We start from the raw sequence: 18,299 nt of genomic DNA, 5'->3' as shown, positions 1-18,299 counted from the left end.
CCTTTAATTAGAACATTTATTCTAATTATAGAACATTTATTCTAAATTAATAATAAAAAAAAGTAACCTTAAATAGTCACTTTTTTGATTTTAAAAACTTTCCCATTCATCATTATCATTATTTGATGAAATAATAGTATTTGAATTAGTTGTTGTTTTAATAGGTCTAGGCTCTACAATTTTAGGTTTTGAAGTAGTCACAGTAGAACTACTCACATTAACTTGATGAGCTAATTCAACCTTCTTTGCTACTACTGTATCTTTACCTTTGAAATCTTTAGCATTTGCGTTTTCAACAACAGTATGTGCAATAGTTTGAGTTGACTCAGCAATAGTTTTAGTCACTGAAGCCACTTCTGCATTTTGTTGTGTTTGTTTATCAAGAGAAGTAACTGCATCATTTATTTGAGAAATTCCAGCTAATTGTTCTTTTGATGAACTTTCAACATCTTTAATTAACTCTAAAGTCTTAGCAATATTCTCATTTAAACCATTATAACCTTCAATCATCTCAGAAGCAATAGTTTTACCACTATTTGCTTTTAGTGTAGCATCTTCTACTAAATCTTTAATCTCTTTAGCAGCCTCTGCACTTCTTGAAGCTAAGTTTCTAACCTCTTGTGCAACTACAGCAAATCCTTTACCAGCTTCACCAGCTGTTGCTGCTTCAACTGCAGCGTTTAATGATAAAATATTTGTTTGGAATGCTATTTGGTCAATTACTGAAATTGCTTCATTAATAGCTGTTACTTTATCATTTATTTCATCCATTGCATTTGTTGTTTGAGAAGCTAATGTTTGACCTTTTGTTGAAGAAGAAGATAATTCATTTGCATATTGTGACATCTGATTTACTTTTACATTATCATTTTTAATTGTAGAAGTTATCTCTTCTAAAGCTGCTGCTGTTTGCTCTAGTGAAGCTGCTGCACTAGTTGATGAATTACTTAATTCATGTACATTATTCATCAAAGTTTTTGAATTTTGCTCTAATGTTAAACCATTTGATTTATTTTCAATTAACATAGAAGTAATAGCATCACCAAGTTCATTAACAGCAACTGCTACTTTTCCATAAGCATTTTCAAATCTTGGAGTATAATCATATCTGCTAAAACTAGATAGTATGTCAAGCAATCTATTTAAATCTCTTGCAATTGTATGTTCTAAATAATCTTGTAATTCAATCAATAATTTTCTAAGTTCCTTTAAGTCTTGAGAATCTGTATCTTTTTCAATTTTAGCTAACATATTTCCAGATTTTAGTTCATTTACAAATCTAGTAACATCTGCAATAAATTCACTATCTCTTAAAATATCTTTTTGAGTTTTCTTAATATTTTCATTAATAACCTTTGACATCTGACCAATATCATCATCTGTACTATCATCTAATAGAACAACCTCTTTTGTTTCTTTATTTAAAAATCTAAAGAAATCTTTTAAACCATGTTCAAAAGCCTCAATTTTTGGAACAGTTTTATAATACAAGCTTACAAAAATAATAGTAAGTACAATCAATAGTAAGAATCCTAGTAAAATACTAATAGTCAATGAAGCATGAACAGAATCAACAATATCTTTTTCAAGACTTCTATTTATTTCCTCTTCATATGAAATCATTTTTTGAAGTTGAGTTGTTATTTTTGTGGCATATGGATCAAATTTTTCCATCATTTTATTTCCAAACTCTGGACCATCTTTTATATAAACCTCTGCCATTTTATAACCCATTTCATAAAAAGATTTTAGATCATTTCTAAATGAGTCTAAAATAGGAATTTGCTCTAAATGATTATTTAATTTATTTAATTCAATTAATCTATCAATATTTTTATTTGCTTTTTCAAAATATACTTTTGCTTCACTAAAACCATCATCATAACCTTCAGCACCTCTAGTTGCAGATATATCTGTAAGCCACTGTTGTATTTGAATTGTATTTTTTTCTAAAGCTAATAACTCAAATGAAATTGGTAATACATCATTTGCTTGACTCTCTACTTTTTTATTTACACTACTTAAATTTAAGTAGCTAATTACCATATTTGATATTGCAACTATTATAATTATTGATGAAAAAATCATCATAGTTGATCTAATCGTTGTATTTTTAAACATTACTATTCCCTACTAATTTTTTTAACTTTACCTTGGATAAAAACAATTATTTATATCTATTGTTATTCCATTTATATACTCAGGACAATCCGTTGCTAACCAAACAATAGCTTTCGCTACTTCTTCAGGTTCAGCAAATCTGTTTGTTACAACTGCTGCTTTAAAAGCCTTTTTTCTTGCCTCATCATTATCTTTTTGCATTCCAGTTTCAGCTGCACTTGGTGCAACACAATTAACTGTAATTCCATCAGTCCCTAATAGTTTTGCATATATTTTTGTTGCATTTATAAGTCCAGCTTTTGCAATACCATACCAAACATCAGGATGTCCAATTTGTCCTGCAATTGAAGCTGTGTTTACGATTCTTCCAAATTTTTTCTTTTTCATTGAAACACTAACTAGGTTCATTAATTCAACGGGAGTGTGTAAATCAACATTCATAAGATGCTCTTTTGCTTCTTTAGGATAGTTATCATAAGTATATTTAGGTTGCATATATCCAGCGTTATTGATTAGAATATCAACTTCACCAACCTCTTCCATAAGCTTTGGTAAATTATCAACATCTGATAAATCATATTCAATAGCTGTAACATTTTCAACACCAACTATTGGACAATCTTCAAAATCTCTTGCTACAATTACTATTTCATATCCAAACTCTAACATAGCTCTTGAAACACAAAGACCTATCCCTTTGTTACCACCAGTTATAAGTACTTTTTTTGACATAATGATCTCTCCTCATTATATATATTTTGTACTTATTATAAGCAAGTTTATATTAAAAATCAGTTTAGATATTTAATAATTCTGTTCTTCTCATTATTTTTACAAAAATAGATATCTCTTTTTGTTCGTGAAGATTCAAAACACTTTAGAGTCTTTGAAAAAATTTCAACTTTTGAGATATCATTATCAAGTTTTGCCATTTCAATTCTTATTTGATATCTATTTATTAATTCATCTTTATCAATAATATTTTTTAATCTTGGATTATCTTCATAGCTAAGATATATTTTTTCTAAATTAATTGATTCATTGTGTTTACAACTATTTATATCATTAGAGTTTTTTGAAGTTTTTATGCATTTTAAAGTTTGATTTATAAGTTCTTTTTTTACTTTCTGTTTTGTCTTTAAGTACTTAGCCTTATACTCAATTAAAACTCTATTTTTGATAATAGTAAACTCTTTACTACTATCAAAGTCTTTATTTATATAATCCATTAAAATTGAATTTTCTTGTGCTTTACAAGCATCTAACTCTGTACTACTTCTAGAATTATTAATACATTTTAAAGTATTACTTAATATTTCATATCTAATTTTTTTATCCTCAATTTTCGCAAGTTCTATTCGAATTTTATAATTATTAATAATTTGTTCTTTTTTATTCTCTAAATCTTTGAAATCATTTTCAAAATTAGCGAATAAACTAAATGTAAAAAATAGTGTGATAAATAGAATTTTGATACGATATCCTTATGTAAAATTAAACTATTGTAACTATTTTTTACTATTTATTTTCTAAAAGATGTTCATACTTCTCATCAGTTAAAAGTTTCATAAAAGCAACTAATGCTTCAACTTTTCTATCAGTTAACTTTTTTGCTTTTAAATCATCAAGGGATATTGTCTCTTTAACTTCAGGCTCTCTCCAAGGTTTACCTGTCTCAGGGTTTATAGTTCTATCTTTATTGTTATATTTATCATAAAACTCAACTACTGTTTTTAAATCTTTAAATACTCCATTATGCATATAAGGTGCAGTTACTGCTATATTTCTAAGTGTGGGAACTTTATACTTACCTTTTTGTGCTTCATCATTTACTAAAGGATTTGCTAGTAAACCTTTATCTATCTCTTTTACACCATTTTTTGATCTTAAAGCTTCATTTATAGGAACCCCAATATTATGATATTCATAGTTAGTAAATGTTTCCATAGGAGCGTCTTCAACTTTTAATACATGGCAATTTATACAAGAGTTATTATTGTTTGAGAAGAATATTGTTCTACCTAAGTCTTCTAAAACAGTTAAATCATATTCCCCTCTTAAAAACTTATCATATTTTGAGTCAAAAGGTGAAAATTGTTCTGTTCTTTCAAAAGTTGCAATAACCTCAGTCATAGCATTATAAGCTTTATTTAAATCTTCAAAAATATTATCTCCATATAACTCTTTAAAAGTACTCACATAATAACTATTCTCTTTTAATCTTTCAACAACTTCTTCTTTAGAAGCCATTCCCATCTCAATAGGATTAAGAGGTGGTCCTCCTGCTTGTTCTTCTAAAGTATTAGCTCGCCCATCCCAAAATTGACCACCTTTATAAACTTTATTTTTTTCATCAAAATGAAATTTTGGAGAGAACTTTGCATAAGCAGCAATTGGAGCATTTCTATCTCCTAGAGATTTTCCATCATCACCTAAAGATGCCATTTTAGCAACACCATTATCTCTATCATCTACAAAACCTGCACTTGGATTATGACAAGTTGCACAAGACATTGTTCTATTTTTTGATAGGTTTGCATCTAAAAATAGTGCTTGACCTAAGTTCTCTTTTACTGCTTGATTACTAGTTGCAGCAAAACAAAAGATATTAAAAATACCTAAAACTAAAAAATATTTCATTTTTTTCTCCTACTAAATACTTGTGGCAAATTTAAAAATGGTTTAATTAGAACTTTTGAAATAGAATTATAATCACTCATCTGCTCAGCTCTTAATCCAAATTTTAAAACCTTAACTTCATGGGATAATTTTAAACTACCAAAAATATTATCCCAAAGTGAGAGGTATCCACCATAATTTTTATTAAAATGTTTTTTACTATGATGAACTTGATGTTGCTTTGGAGACATAAATACTTTTTCTAATATCCTACCATAAGAAAAAGGTACATGAGAATGTCTCAAATTTGAACCAAAAATTGAAAATATAAATAAAATTATATTAACCCCTAAAACCATTTTTATATTTATCATTGCACCAAAAAAGTAAATGAATACTCCTGTTACTAATCCAATACTTAAACTATAACGTATACCAAAAAGTAAATTTTCAACAGGATGAACTCTATAAAATGTAAATGGTGTTAATACTTTTGCACTGTGATGTACCTTATGAAATTCCCAAAGTACTGGTATAGTATGTAAAAATCTATGAAGCCAATATCTTGTAAAATCACTTACGATAAATAATGCTATTGTATACATCACTACAATTTGACTATATGAAAATAGTGTATTTTCAAAATAATCAAATTGTAAAAATAAAAACTTATTTACACTCAAAGCAACTGTTTTAGCACTTACAATTAGTGGTATTAACAATAATATATTTATAAAATAAGATACAAAAAAGTAATAATAATCTAACTTTGCACTAGGATGTAGCCAAAGTTTTGAAGAAGTTATTAATCTATTACTCTTTTTTGTATAGTAAAAATATATTATTGCTAATAACACTGAACTAATAATATAAATCCAGTAAAGTCTCTTTCCTGGATTTATAAAATACTCTAAAGCATAAAATTCATTCAATATTAATCACCATCTGCATCTAAGATTTTTGCAGTAACAGAGAGTTGAGTTGTTAATGATAAATAATATGCATTATGTAAATTACTAACTGCTTTATATAACTCTTGAGCATTTTTAAAATCATCTTTTTTGATTTTAGATAAAGCAATTTTAATCTCTTCTATAGCTACATGAACCTCTTTGATTTCATTTTTTGCATCACTGTGTTTTGCCATAGAAGCAAAATTATAATAAGATTTATTTCCTACTACTTCTTCATGTGCATTTACAATTGCTTTAATTGCATTAAATGAGTTTTGACTTAAAAAATATTCACCTCTAGTGTTATCTAAATCATTTTTATATTTAGCAGTAAATCCAGCTGGGTCACCAATTCTCCACTCTTTAAGTTTATAAGTTGAAGCAATTAAAGTATTTAATACAACAGCATTCTCCCAAGCTTCTTCTTTTTGCTGACCATTTAAATAGTTTGTATAGACTTCTTTTATATCATTTAAGTGAGAGATTATATTAGCAATCACAGCTTTTGCTAACTCTTTTTCTCTTTGTGTTATCTCTTTGTCATTATAAAGAATATACTCTAAAGCATTTATTGTTTTAAAAGAGTTTTTAAACAGTGCAATATTTGGCTCATCTTTTGATTCAATTACCCTTTGCATTTGTGCAGATAAATCCTCTTTTAAATTGTGAAATACATCAATATATCTTGGAGTATCAATATAATTTTCATCAATATCCCCACCAAAATACATTGTCTCTACTTCTTTCCATGATTGTACAAACTTTGTAAAATCATCTTTTGAGAAACTCTTTTCTAAATTTTGAGCATTTTTTATAGCTTCATTAACATCAACTATTGAAACATTTTTTAAAATAGAAGTAAAAGCTCTATCTTGAGCAAATAATATTCCTAAATTTAAAAACATAAACACAAATATTTTTTTCATTATAATCCTTTTAAAAATTCAATTAAAATTTTTCTTTCATTTTTTGCTAAATTCATATAGTTTACTTTAGCATCTCTTGCCTCACCACCATGCCATAAAATAGCTTCTTGGAAATCTCTAGCTCTTCCATCATGTAATAATCGTGGTTTTGTTTTATTTATTTTTTCATGAAGGGCTAATCCCCATAAAGGTGCTGTTCTAAACTCACTTTTAGAGGCTTCAAATTCAACTCTACCATCTGATAACTCTTCACCCATATCATGTAATAAAAAATCTGAAAAGGGTTTAATTTCTTGTCCATTTATAGTATTAAAACTACTTATGTGACACTTTACGCAACCTACTTTTTCAAAAATTTTTAAGCCTAATTTGTACTGTTTTGTCTCTTTTGCACTATATGTTTTTAAACTCTTTAAATAATAAGTTATAGCATCTAATCTAAAATCTGGAATATCAATATTATCTTTTGACTTTGGAGCTTCTAAACACTCTTTTTGAAAACTTGTACAATTTTCATGGGGATTTAATGTTGTTGTCAATCCCATATCATTATTAGCTGCATTTGCAACCTGCTCTTTTAAGCTAGAAACACTTGCTTTCCAAGTAAATCTTCCCAACTCTTTTTGACCATTTATCTTAGATTTAACCCAGTTTGCTTTTCCACTAATTCCATCATTATTTTTATCTTCTACATCTTCATTTTTTAAGATATCTTCATCACTAATTAGTGATATTAATCCCATTCCATTTAAACTATTTGCGATTCTATAAGAGATATTTGAATCTTTATGTAATTCTCCATAATTTAAATCTTTCAAAGTGTATAAAGGCTTTAATAAAGTATCAATCTCTCCATCAGGAAAAACAACTTCTACTTCTTTAAATTTTATATCTACTCTTCCTTCAAATAAAACTCCATGTATACCATTAATAGATATTTGAGAACCATAAACAGGTTCAGGAACAAAACCTTTATTTATCAAAAGTTTCTTATGTAACTCACTACCATTTGAATCTATTGAAGCCCTAGCAACTAAACTTCTTGAAGCATTTCCTTTTTTTGAGTATAAAGTTCCTCTACCATTTCCAGGATGACAACTAACACATGTATTTGCATCAAATAGTGGTCCTAATCCATCTCTAGCAGTTGTTGCACTAGGAGACTCAACCCATGGGATTCTAAAAAAACTCTTTCCTAACATAAATATGTCATACTCTTCATCTGTCATTTTTTTATAAGGCTTTAGTAATAGTGACTTATTTTTATCACTTGATAAATATTCGCCTTGAGAATTAACGGCAAAAAGCCCTGTAGCTACAAAGACTACAAGGCTTTTTGATATTAGGAGATTTTTGACAGATTTAATTAAATTAAAGTTGTGTTTCTTCAGCATCCGTTACATCTTCAGTTGTTAGACTAATCCCATTTGCTTTTGCAACTGTAACCATCTCATCACCAAGTTTTCTCATTTCATTTTTAAGTTTTACAATCACTTTTGCTTGAGAACTTGTTGGTTTAATTTGATAATCAAAATGTTCTTTTGTTTTAGCAATTTCATCAATTGAGTTTATCTTTGCTTCAATTGAAGACATTAATTTTGTAATTCTAGCTTTTGAATCTGCATCAACTGCATCAAGTAAAGCTACTCCATATTTTTTACCATTATATGTAGAAGTTAATAAGTTTTTAAATCCTAAATAATTAGTTAAAATATCTCTATGTGTATTATCTGAGAAGCAAGAGTGTTCATCTTCTTCTGATGGAGTTAACACAGCAACTGCAATTCTTTCATTAGCAAGTTCTGATTTAATAAATACCCCAAGTCCTGCAATTACTTGTTTTAATGCTTCTTTTGAATCAATATTTTTAGCTGCTTCATCACCAGTTAAGTTTCCTAAAAATGCTGCTCTATATAATCCATTTGTACCATTTATATCTTTATCCCAAGCACCTTTGATAACCTCTAAGTCTGCAACAATTTTATTTGCAGCTGCTTGTAAATAAGCTAATCTTCTAGGAGCATCTTTGTCACTTGTAAAATCAGATAATAATCTATTTCCAGCTGTTAAAGGTCCACTTGTAATTCCATCTTTTAAGAAGTTAGAATAATCTTGATCTTGTCCCCATAATAAAAATTCAATGGCATGATATCCTGTAGCTACATTTGCTTCTCCACCATTTTCATTTAATGCAGTAATAGCATCAACTGTAATTTTTGTTACATCAACAACAGTTGAATCCTCACCACCTGGATTAAATTTACCTACTGTATCGATAATATTACCGCTAGTTCTTTTACCATCTGCATCAATTGTATAATCAATCATATTTTCATCTAGTGGCCACGCATTTAATTGTCCTTCTAGTGCTCCATATGAATCTGCAACCCATCCTTCTTCCGCATCAATTGGTCCATTTGAAAGTCTAAATGCTTCTGTTTGACCATAAGATTCTCTTGAAATCAACCAAGCTTTTTTTGCTTCATTAAATGTAGCTTGTGTTGGGTTTGATGCAAAATTATCAATTGCATTTTTTAGTGCTTTTGCATCATTTAATGTATCAGTATAGTTTGCTAATGCAATATTTGCATAAGAGTTTAATACTGATTGAGAAGAAGAAATCTCTGTTTTGGCTGTTTGATTATCTGAAGCTGTACATCCTGTTAGTGCTATGGCAGTAACTACTGAAACAGAAAGTAAAGCTTTTTTAACGTTGTTTAACATAAATTGTTTCCTTTTTAATTTTAATATCAATTATCATTAATGAAATTAAACCGAAAATAAACTTTATCTTTTCTTAATTATGATAACAATTATCATAATAAATTTTATTTTGTTTTTTATGGTATTATTTAAAAAAAGGAAAAAAATGAAATTTTTTAGTTTAATATTTATATTTTCATACTATTTATATGCAAATATTAATCCAATAGCTTTGCAATACAGTGGAGTAAAAGTTACTCATACTTTTCTTGATGGTTCAAAAAAAGAGTATACAATTCAAAGAGAAGTTCATAAGGATTGTTTAAAAATGCCTGTAAATCCTGAAAACTTTGATGAACAAAATATAAGAAACAATATATCAAATAGATGTAAAAGAGAGTTTATAATTACATGGTGTTATTCAACCAATGATATTTGATGAGAAGATAAAAACTATAGGTGAAATTGAAGTACTTGATTTTATATATAATAAAGCACAAAAAGATCCAAATAAATATGCCTTAATAGATAGTAGAAAAGCTATTTGGTTTAAAAAACAGACTATTCCAAGTGCTCTTAGTGTTCCCTTTGAAGATTTAGCTTATGATGAAGATTTTATAGAAGATTTTAATAAAGCCTATGAGAATTTAGGTGTAAAGGTTATAGGAAAAAATCAATTTGATTTTACAAATGCAAAAACTGTAGTATTTTTTTGCAATGGAGTTTGGTGTCCAATATCTTCTAAAAGTATGAACTATTTAATAAAACTAGGCTATCCAAAAGAAAAGATGCTTTGGTACAGAGGTGGAATGACAAGTTGGAATTCTGTATCTTTAACAACTACAAAAAAATAAAGCTAATTTAGCTTTATTTATTAAAAAAGAGATTTGATATTATTTAATAATTTCTCAGAGCCCTCTTCTCCAAGTTTACCTTTTAAAACCTTGTCTAGCTTTTCTTTTATTTTATCTTGATTTTTATCTAATTGTTTATTAATTTGATTTTCTATTAAGCCTTTTGTATCAAGAGATATTTTAGGTTTTGAAATACTTCCTTTTATATTAACTCCAAAATCTGTTGTTTTTATTTTCCCTTTTACAGTAGCATCTATTGTATCTTTATTTAAATCTAAAACTGAGTTTGTAACATCTATTGTTGTATTTGCACTTTTCATATTTATAACACTAGATAAAACCATATTATTTATATCACTATTAATTTTAACTGTTTCATATACTTCTCTTGTAAGATCAAATTTTGCTAATTGATTAACTAAAGCAGAAAAATCATTTGGTAAGAAGTGACCATTTAAAAGATTTCCTGATAATTTACCTTTATTTAATAATAAATTATAATCTAAGTTTAAATCTGTTTTTGAGTTAAAAACTTCTGGATAGTAAAGCATATGTGTTAATTGTTTGATTTGGGCATCTTTTAATGTTGCTTTTAAATCATCATTTTTTAAATTAAAGTTTAACTTTCCACCAATAACATCTGAGTTTCCATTTACAACTAAAGCTCCTGATTTTTTACTTAAATCACCTGATATATCTAAAGACCCACGTAGTTTTGCTCCTGTAAAATCTTTTAGTTTTTCTAAACTTGGTACACTTAAAAGATAATCACTAATTAAAGATGAATCTTTAAAGTTAAAAACTAATTCATTTGCAGTTAAATTAGCAATTGAAGTGTCAATCTTAGCTTTTGTTAATGCTTTATTTGATGAAAGTTTTGTATCTAAATCCCCACTAAAAGAGACATTCTTTTTAAAGTTTTGTTTAAATACAGTGTTTATAACTTCATTAATAAGTTTTCCATTTTCTATAGTAGTATTTATTTTTCCATCTAATGTATTTAAATTTGCATTTGGAATATTACCTTGAACTTTTAAATCACCAACAGCATATATAGGTTTATTTAACATATGTAAAAGTTTATCTATTTTTGCATTTTCTATTTTAAAATTCACATCTTGTAGACTTGAATTTAAAAGTTTAAAATCATAAGAGGTATTACTTTCAAAGATATTTGATTTACCATCAATTTTTAAATTACCATTTTCAAAAACTAAATTACCATCTAAAATAAATTTACCATTTAGTTTAGTACCAATTACACCTTGAAGCTTTGATAAGTTTTTTACATCAATTTTATAATCACTTGTGATTTTATTTGTGTTAAGATTTATAATACTTTTAGAAGCAAATACATCTGCTAATGAAGTAATCAAATCAGACTTTAACTCAATTTTATCTCCAATAAGTTTTGCGTTAATATCACTTTTAAAACCTATTCTTGAAGCAATATTTTGATTTAACTCTTTATTAATTACATCGTTTATCAACTTACCATTATTTATGTTAGTTATGATTGTCCCATCTAAGTGATTTGCTCTTGCATTTTTGATATCACCTTTAATATCAATATTACCTGATGCATAATTAGGTTGATTTACTAAGTTTAATAAATCAGTAATTTTTGCATTTTTTACTAAAAAATTAATATCTGATGGTTCAAAATTAATAAGATTTATTTTATAAGTAGTTTCACTAGATGCAATATCACTTATACCTTCAATTAGTGCCGCTCTTTCATTACCTTTGAAAATACCTGAAGTGTTAAAAGGTCCATTTAACTTTTGATTTATTAAGTTTTCCAAGTTAGAAAGCTCTTTGATTTTAATATTATATTTTAAATCAACAACTTTTTTAAATAATTGTAAATCTCCAATGACATCTATATTAGAATTATCATCAATTGTTGCATTAAAAGTAATAGTGTTAAAAGTCAATTCAAATTTATTTACCTTTAATTTTACATCACTTTGTTCTGTATTTACTTTATTCTCTATATATGAGGCAATAAAATCATTACCAGTTTTTGTAAATAATACACCATAAATAGTACCTATAGTGGCTATAATAAATAAAGTTAATCCAAAAAATAGTTTTTTCATAAAATACCTTTCTTTAATAATCATAATTATTATAACAAATTTTATAATAATATCTAAATAAATCATTTTAGCTTTATTTTATTTTAATTTGAATATAATTTTGCCCAACAAAGTGATAAGTAGGGATACGCAAGCCGAACAGACTTTGTAATACAAATTTTTATAAGGATTTCAGAATGAAAAAAATCGTTCTTTTAATGCTAGCATTTGCTGGTTTCGCTTTCGCTGCTGAAGGTGAGTCTATGATTCAAGCATACTCTGTAGTAGCTGCAGGTATTGGTTTAGGTTTAGCTGCACTTGGTGGTGCTATCGGTATGGGTAACACTGCTGCTGCAACAATCGCTGGTACTGCTAGAAACCCAGGTTTAGGTGGAAAATTAATGACTACTATGTTCATTGCATTAGCGATGATCGAAGCTCAAGTTATTTATGCATTAGTTATCGCAATGATCGCTTTATATGCAAACCCATTCTTAGGGTAATCAGTACTTACTACAGAACTGATAACTTAAAAGGTCAAGAGTTCTTGCTCTTGGCCTTTTTTTAGTTAAACTTCAAAAACTTCTTATTAAGCGGATATGGTGGAATGGTAGACACGCAGGCTTGAGGGGCTTGTGGGGCAACCCGTGCTGGTTCAAGTCCAGTTATCCGCACCATAAAATTAATATTAAATTTTCCATTAACTTTCTATTTCTTCTTTTTTGGTAAAATCACAATTTTAAAAGGAGCCATATGTTAAATCAAAAATATTACCTATTTTTATTATCTATTATTTTCCCAATATTACTAGTTGCTCAAAATACAGAATTAGAGCCAGTTAAACTTATAAAAAAAGATGAACAGACTATAACTTCTACACAAGAAGAAACACCTTCTAATGAAACTACTGAAGCAAATCAAACATTAGAAGTATCTGCAAGTGATGATATTGATAAACAACTTGAACAACAAAATAAATTATTAGATGAAGTTGTACAAAATATTAACAGTGAAAAGTATTTAGAGATATATAATAACACAAAAAAATACAATGAAGATATCAACTTTTTAACAAATAGAATAAATATAAATAAAAAACTAAATAATACTCTTGCTGTAAAAAGAGATGAGTTAAAATTAATTTACATAAAAGAAAAACTAAACTACGAAAACACTCTAAAATCAATAATAATTGCAAAACAAGAGTATAAAGATAAAAAATATTTTATTGACTTATTAAATAAAAATTTAGATTCTCTTTCACAAGTAAACTTTGAGGAATACAAAGTACTATATGAATCAGAAAAAAAAGTTGATAATAGAATATCAAACCAATTTGTAGAAAATTATATTGATGCATATAATCAGACAAATACTCAACAATTTGTATTAACTTATCTTTTAGAAAATATGTCAGTTTACAGACCAACTAATTTTATTATTGATGAATTTAATTTACAATATTTAGTTGATAAAATTGATTCAGTAAAAGGAGTATCTTTTGTATCTAAACTAACTTCTTATTATTTAAAATTTTCAATTGGTGAAATTGTTGTAGTTTTATTTATCATAGTGTTCTTTAGATTTTTAAATAAATATATAATTTCACTTTTAGCAAACTTTATATCAAGAGTTTTTGTAAAAGTAAAGGATGAAGATAGTGAAAGTATAAGACAATACTTAAGAATGTCTATTGACTCACCTTTAAAGTACGCACTTTATACTCTATCTATTCATATATCTGTATTTATTTTAGTAAAAGATGAAGAGCTTATTAATACATTATTACCATGGATTAACACAGTATACATAGCAATTTTAACATGGGCCATCTATGCAATAATCAATAATAGTATAAATATCTATGCACACACATTATTAGAAAAATATCCAAATGTTAGAAAAGAGATGATTGTATTTTTACTAAGAATTGTAAAAATCATACTTATTATGCTTGTATTACTCTTCTTACTTTCTCAACTTGGAATTGATATTAAAGCAATAGCAGCTTCTCTTGGAGTTGGTGGTATTGCTGTTGCACTTGCATCTAAAGATACACTTGCGAACTTCTTTGGGTCTTTAAATATTATGACAGATAACTCTTTTTCTCAAGGCGATTGGATAAAAACTCCAGATATAGAAGGAACTGTTGTTGATATTAGAATGAGAACTACAAGAATTAGAACTTTTGATAATGCTATGATTACTATTCCAAATTCTCAACTTGCAAACTCTCATATTATGAACTGGTCAAAAAGAGTAGTTGGAAGAAGAATAAAAATGAGTCTTGGTATTACTTATGAAAGTAAAATGAGTGATATTAAAAATTTAAAAGAAGATATATTAGATATGTTAAAAAATCATCCTGATATAGCAACTGATTTTAATACACATATCACTAGGACAAAAGCTTTTGAGGTTGCAAAAAAAGAGGACTTAAAAGGTATTAAAAATACTTTATTAGTATATATTGATGAGTTTGCAGGTTCATCAATCAATATCTTAATTTATTGTTTCTCAAAAAGTCCAGCATGGGAAGAGTGGTTGATAACAAAAGAGGATGTACTAATAAAAATAGCTCAATTAGTAGAAAAAAATAATTGTGAATTTGCTTATCCAACACAAGCAATTGCAATCAAAAATCCACTTGAAATTGCAAGTATGCAAGAACAGAAAATAAGTAAAGAGATTTAAATCTCTTTACTTTTCTAATAAGATATCAGCTTTAGTTCTTAACTTTTTTTTATTTAGAAACTCTTTTTCTCTATTTGAAAACTTATCAGTTTTTTTAATTTCAGTTTTTATTTTTTTATCTTCTTTTTGCACTTTTTTTACAACTTTATCTTCTTCTTTTTTAAACATTGTAAGAATTAAATAGATTGAAAAAACTATATTAAAAATTATAATTATCCATTTTGCAATAAGTACTGCTTCTAAAAATTCAAGTTTTTCTTTCAATGTCAAATACTGAACTACATCAGAATAAATTGCATTTGCAAAAAGAGCAACAATTAAAAGTAATACTATTAAAATAACTCTTCTTCTAAATTTAAATAAGTAGTACCAAAAAAGTGCAGATTTTACTTGTTTAAACATTTTATAATCCTAAACAAACATATTTATTCCAAGTGCAGCAAGAGCTACAACAAGGGATTTTGTTTTTAAGTCATCAATAATTTTTCTCTCTTCATCAGCAATAATTACTTCTAATTGCTCATCACTATAATCATCAAAAGTCTTATGATTTTCTGCAAGTCTAGCTTTTGTTGCTAATACTGCTTTTTCTCTAATTTTTGCATCAATCATATCCTTTAGCTGTTCGCTTTTTACTTTAGGATAATCTAATAATTTACTTGATTTATCTTTTATTTTATCTTTTATTCCCATTTGCTAACCTATTTTTTATTTAATTATAACATTAGAGAATTAACGAAATATTATAATTTTTATCTAGAAAGAGAGATACCAAAATTTATTCTATTTATCTCTTTATCATAATCAATTAAACTATCCCCATATCCACTTGATAATTGAAGATAGCCAAATGTATTTTTTGAATTGAAAAATGGAAATGTCCAATCAAATTGAACAAAACCTTTATTATCTTCATCAAATTTTAGATTATTTCTAAACAAAGCTTTAAAAGTATGTTTTTTATAGGGATAAATTAAAGTAAAATCTCCATAACCCATATAATCTTCAATATCTGGATTATCATCATCTTTTTCCTCTTCTGGTATTCTATACCATACTCTTGGAACTGCAAATAGATTTCCAACTTGGAAATAACTCTCTAAATATATTCTATTCCATGACCTAGACTTTGGTTCTGCTTGTCCATTTGATTCATGTAAAAAACCAAAAGTAAATGCTTTTAATGATGTCTTATCTTTCTTCCCATAAGGTATTGTTACAAATATTTCTGGCTTATAATTTGTTTCCCTAAAAGGAGAAGAATCTTTATATAATTGCCACCATGAAGTTTGAGTGTAACCAAAATTTATAGTTTCATCAAAACCAAAAAAATCATGGATTATTGGCTTTTTAATACTTAATTGAAATTTAGTTTCTAAACTATCTCTACCATCTGATCTTTTATTTGTATCATAAGAAATTGGGAAAAAATAGTTTTCATGGTGGGGATAAATATCAAATTTTGAAGCTATAATTTGAGCGATAGTTTCATTTGTTTCTTTATCATCTACCTCATCTATTGTATCTTTCATAGCTGTTATTTCACTTTTTTTATCTTCATCTATATAAATACTATTTATAGTTTTCTCTTTTTTTATAATCTCTTTGTAAATTTTATTTGCTTCTTTATATTTTCCTTGAAGTTCTAATTTTTCAGCTTCTTTATAAAGTTTATCAAACTCTTGTGCATTAAGTGAAAAAACAATAAATAGTAAAATAGAAAACTTTTTCATTTAAACTCCTCGTATAATAAATTAAGAATATATAACTTAGATTTTTAGCTAAAAAATATATTCTTCTAAGATTGAAGTACTAACTTCAAATCTTTTACTTTTTACAGTCTATGACTTTAGATATAACAACATTTTTCTCCTTGTAGCAATGGAAGATTTATCTAACAAACTACAATATTTAAGCCTGTTGATATCTTTAGTTGTTAATCATTTATTAAAAGCTGTAGAGATAGCTGTATAGCATCTACTACATATAGATTAACGAGGCTGTGAATCTAGCTTAGGCTAGGCAACTAAAGATTATTATAAGCGAGGTATAAATTATGTATTATGTTGGAATTGATATTGCTAAAAACTTTCATGTTGTTACTATCATTGATGAAGATGAAGTAAAAGTTACTACAAAGCCCTTAAGGATCACAAACTGTATTAATGGATTTAAAAAGTTTATTACTAAACTTGAAAAACTATCATTAAATACAAATGATTTTATTATTGGTCTTGAAGCAACTGGAATCTATGGTGAAAACCTTTGGGAATTTTTAAACTCTCATGGGTTTAATGTTAAACTATTAAATCCATTTCAGACAACAAGATATAGAGAACAACACACAATGAAAAAAGTTAAAAATGATAATATAGATTCTTGGATCATAGCTTTATTTTTAAAAGATGGCAAGTTTAGTTCAGGTTATGTTACAGATGATGAATATCAATCTTTACGAACTCTTTATAGAAATAGAGCTTCTATTCAATCTGATATGAAAGAGGTTAAAAAGAGAATTTTAACTCAAGTAACTGTTACCTTTCCAGAGCTTGAAAACTTTTTAGATATTTTTAGTATCTGTGGTTTAGCTCTTTTAGATAAGTATCCAACATCTCACCACTATAAACACAGTAGTGTTGACAGAATTATGAAGATATTTCGTCATATTCAAGGTAATAATTTTAATAATGAAAAAGCTTTAAAGGTTTTAGAACTAGCTAAATCTTCAATATATTCTGGTAAAGCCAAAGATGCAAGAGCTATTGCAATTAAAAGCTCTATTAGATTACTTAAAATGTACCAAGAAGAGTTATCCATCTTAGAAGATGAGATACTAGCTCTTTTAGACAAACAAGGTATTAGTAAAGAAGAAGATGTTCCAACTAACTCTTTAATTGAGAACTTAAAAACAATTCCTGGAGTTTCTTCTAAAACTATTGCTGCAATTATTAGTGAATGTGGTGACTTATCAAGATTCTCTAAACCTACTAAATTTATTGGTTATTTAGGATTATTTCCTACAGAAAATAGTTCTGGTAATTCTAAATCAACTGGAAAGCTTTCTAAAAGAGGTTCTTCTTTAGCTAAGCATGCATTATATTTAGCAAGTGTTAGTTGTATGATACACAACAAAGAACTCAAGCAATACTATGATACCAAAAGGTCACAAGGCAAATCTAAACAAGAGGGACTAATCGCTGTTTCAAGGAAACTTGCAACAATTATCTACTCTATATTTAAGTATAACACACCTTATGATCCTGCTCGTGTATTTGCAAAGTCATAAACAGTAAATTGTAAAAGATCACAAGTTAGTACTTAAATCATTATGATAGCAATACAATAAAG

17 protein-coding genes and 1 tRNA gene are annotated in these 18,299 nt (G+C 27.0%); 6 read left to right on the top strand and 12 right to left on the bottom strand.

The features are described from left to right. Window positions 1–90: 90 nt before the first annotated feature. From APAC_RS03210 to APAC_RS03175, 8 genes are all read right to left on the bottom strand, one after another. A complete protein-coding gene (locus APAC_RS03210; protein ID WP_130232743.1) occupies window positions 91–2,121 on the bottom strand; it encodes a methyl-accepting chemotaxis protein in 2,031 nt (676 codons plus the stop codon). A 27-nt stretch (window positions 2,122–2,148) separates the two neighbouring features. Beyond that, window positions 2,149–2,853, bottom strand: coding sequence for an SDR family NAD(P)-dependent oxidoreductase (locus APAC_RS03205; protein ID WP_130232742.1), 705 nt, complete (start codon window positions 2,851–2,853; stop codon window positions 2,149–2,151). Between the two features lie 59 nt (window positions 2,854–2,912). Then, window positions 2,913–3,350: a hypothetical protein gene (locus tag APAC_RS03200; RefSeq protein ID WP_130232741.1), complete on the bottom strand. Its 438-nt coding sequence runs from the start codon at window positions 3,348–3,350 to the stop codon at window positions 2,913–2,915. 289 nt (window positions 3,351–3,639) lie between these two features. Beyond that, window positions 3,640–4,761, bottom strand: coding sequence for a cytochrome-c peroxidase (locus tag APAC_RS03195; RefSeq protein WP_130232740.1), 1,122 nt, complete (start codon window positions 4,759–4,761; stop codon window positions 3,640–3,642). Further along, window positions 4,758–5,672, bottom strand: a complete 915-nt coding sequence (locus APAC_RS03190; RefSeq protein ID WP_130232739.1) for a sterol desaturase family protein — start codon at window positions 5,670–5,672, stop codon at window positions 4,758–4,760. The genes APAC_RS03195 and APAC_RS03190 overlap by 4 nt, the downstream gene beginning before the upstream one ends. 2 nt (window positions 5,673–5,674) lie before the next feature. Continuing rightward, complete coding sequence (locus tag APAC_RS03185; RefSeq protein WP_130232738.1) at window positions 5,675–6,619, bottom strand: imelysin family protein; 945 nt, start codon at window positions 6,617–6,619, stop codon at window positions 5,675–5,677. Next, window positions 6,619–8,013: a di-heme oxidoredictase family protein gene (locus tag APAC_RS03180; RefSeq protein ID WP_130232737.1), complete on the bottom strand. Its 1,395-nt coding sequence runs from the start codon at window positions 8,011–8,013 to the stop codon at window positions 6,619–6,621. The genes APAC_RS03185 and APAC_RS03180 overlap by 1 nt, the downstream gene beginning before the upstream one ends. Further along, the gene (locus tag APAC_RS03175; RefSeq protein WP_130232736.1) at window positions 7,991–9,343 is read right to left on the bottom strand and encodes an imelysin family protein; all 1,353 of its coding nucleotides are present in this window, start codon (window positions 9,341–9,343) and stop codon (window positions 7,991–7,993) included. Before APAC_RS03175 ends, APAC_RS03180 begins: the two co-directional genes overlap by 23 nt. 145 nt (window positions 9,344–9,488) lie before the next feature. Here APAC_RS03175 and APAC_RS03170 point away from each other — a divergent pair, with 145 nt between their 5' ends. After that, window positions 9,489–9,761, top strand: coding sequence for a hypothetical protein (locus APAC_RS03170; RefSeq protein ID WP_130232735.1), 273 nt, complete (start codon window positions 9,489–9,491; stop codon window positions 9,759–9,761). Then, window positions 9,751–10,176 carry a rhodanese-like domain-containing protein gene (locus APAC_RS03165; RefSeq protein ID WP_130232734.1) on the top strand — a complete coding sequence of 142 codons (426 nt, stop codon included), beginning with the start codon at window positions 9,751–9,753 and terminating at the stop codon, window positions 10,174–10,176. Before APAC_RS03170 ends, APAC_RS03165 begins: the two co-directional genes overlap by 11 nt. 20 nt (window positions 10,177–10,196) lie before the next feature. Here the strand turns inward: APAC_RS03165 and APAC_RS03160 are convergent, their stop codons facing one another. Next, a complete protein-coding gene (locus APAC_RS03160) occupies window positions 10,197–12,278 on the bottom strand; it encodes a hypothetical protein (RefSeq protein ID WP_130232733.1) in 2,082 nt (693 codons plus the stop codon). Window positions 12,279–12,454: 176 nt separating this feature from the next. On the opposite strand from APAC_RS03160, the gene APAC_RS03155 reads away from it, so the two are divergent. From APAC_RS03155 to APAC_RS03145, 3 genes are all read left to right on the top strand, one after another. After that, window positions 12,455–12,760: a F0F1 ATP synthase subunit C gene (locus tag APAC_RS03155; RefSeq protein ID WP_130232732.1), complete on the top strand. Its 306-nt coding sequence runs from the start codon at window positions 12,455–12,457 to the stop codon at window positions 12,758–12,760. 90 nt (window positions 12,761–12,850) lie between these two features. Then, window positions 12,851–12,934 (top strand) — tRNA-Leu (locus APAC_RS03150). Window positions 12,935–13,010: 76 nt separating this feature from the next. After that, window positions 13,011–14,951 carry a mechanosensitive ion channel family protein gene (locus tag APAC_RS03145; RefSeq protein ID WP_130232731.1) on the top strand — a complete coding sequence of 647 codons (1,941 nt, stop codon included), beginning with the start codon at window positions 13,011–13,013 and terminating at the stop codon, window positions 14,949–14,951. A 6-nt stretch (window positions 14,952–14,957) separates the two neighbouring features. Here APAC_RS03145 and APAC_RS03140 read toward each other — a convergent pair whose 3' ends face one another. From APAC_RS03140 to APAC_RS03130, 3 genes are read right to left on the bottom strand one after another with little or no spacing between them, the layout of a single operon-like run. Further along, window positions 14,958–15,353, bottom strand: a complete 396-nt coding sequence (locus tag APAC_RS03140; protein ID WP_130232730.1) for a hypothetical protein — start codon at window positions 15,351–15,353, stop codon at window positions 14,958–14,960. A 9-nt stretch (window positions 15,354–15,362) separates the two neighbouring features. Continuing rightward, window positions 15,363–15,644: a hypothetical protein gene (locus APAC_RS03135; protein ID WP_130232729.1), complete on the bottom strand. Its 282-nt coding sequence runs from the start codon at window positions 15,642–15,644 to the stop codon at window positions 15,363–15,365. A 59-nt stretch (window positions 15,645–15,703) separates the two neighbouring features. After that, window positions 15,704–16,684 (bottom strand): phospholipase A, encoded by a 981-nt coding sequence (locus APAC_RS03130; RefSeq protein ID WP_130232728.1) that lies wholly within the window; start codon window positions 16,682–16,684, stop codon window positions 15,704–15,706. Window positions 16,685–17,007: 323 nt separating this feature from the next. Between APAC_RS03130 and APAC_RS03125 the strand changes: the two genes are divergently transcribed. Beyond that, window positions 17,008–18,237, top strand: a complete 1,230-nt coding sequence (locus APAC_RS03125) for an IS110 family RNA-guided transposase (RefSeq protein WP_130232727.1) — start codon at window positions 17,008–17,010, stop codon at window positions 18,235–18,237. Window positions 18,238–18,299: the final 62 nt, after the last annotated feature.

The sequence above is a fragment of the Malaciobacter pacificus genome, from assembly GCF_004214795.1.
In the GTDB taxonomy this organism is placed as follows: domain Bacteria; phylum Campylobacterota; class Campylobacteria; order Campylobacterales; family Arcobacteraceae; genus Malaciobacter_A; species Malaciobacter_A pacificus.
The sequence above is the reverse complement of the archived record's forward strand: the minus strand, read 5'-3'. Positions and strand labels throughout refer to the sequence as shown.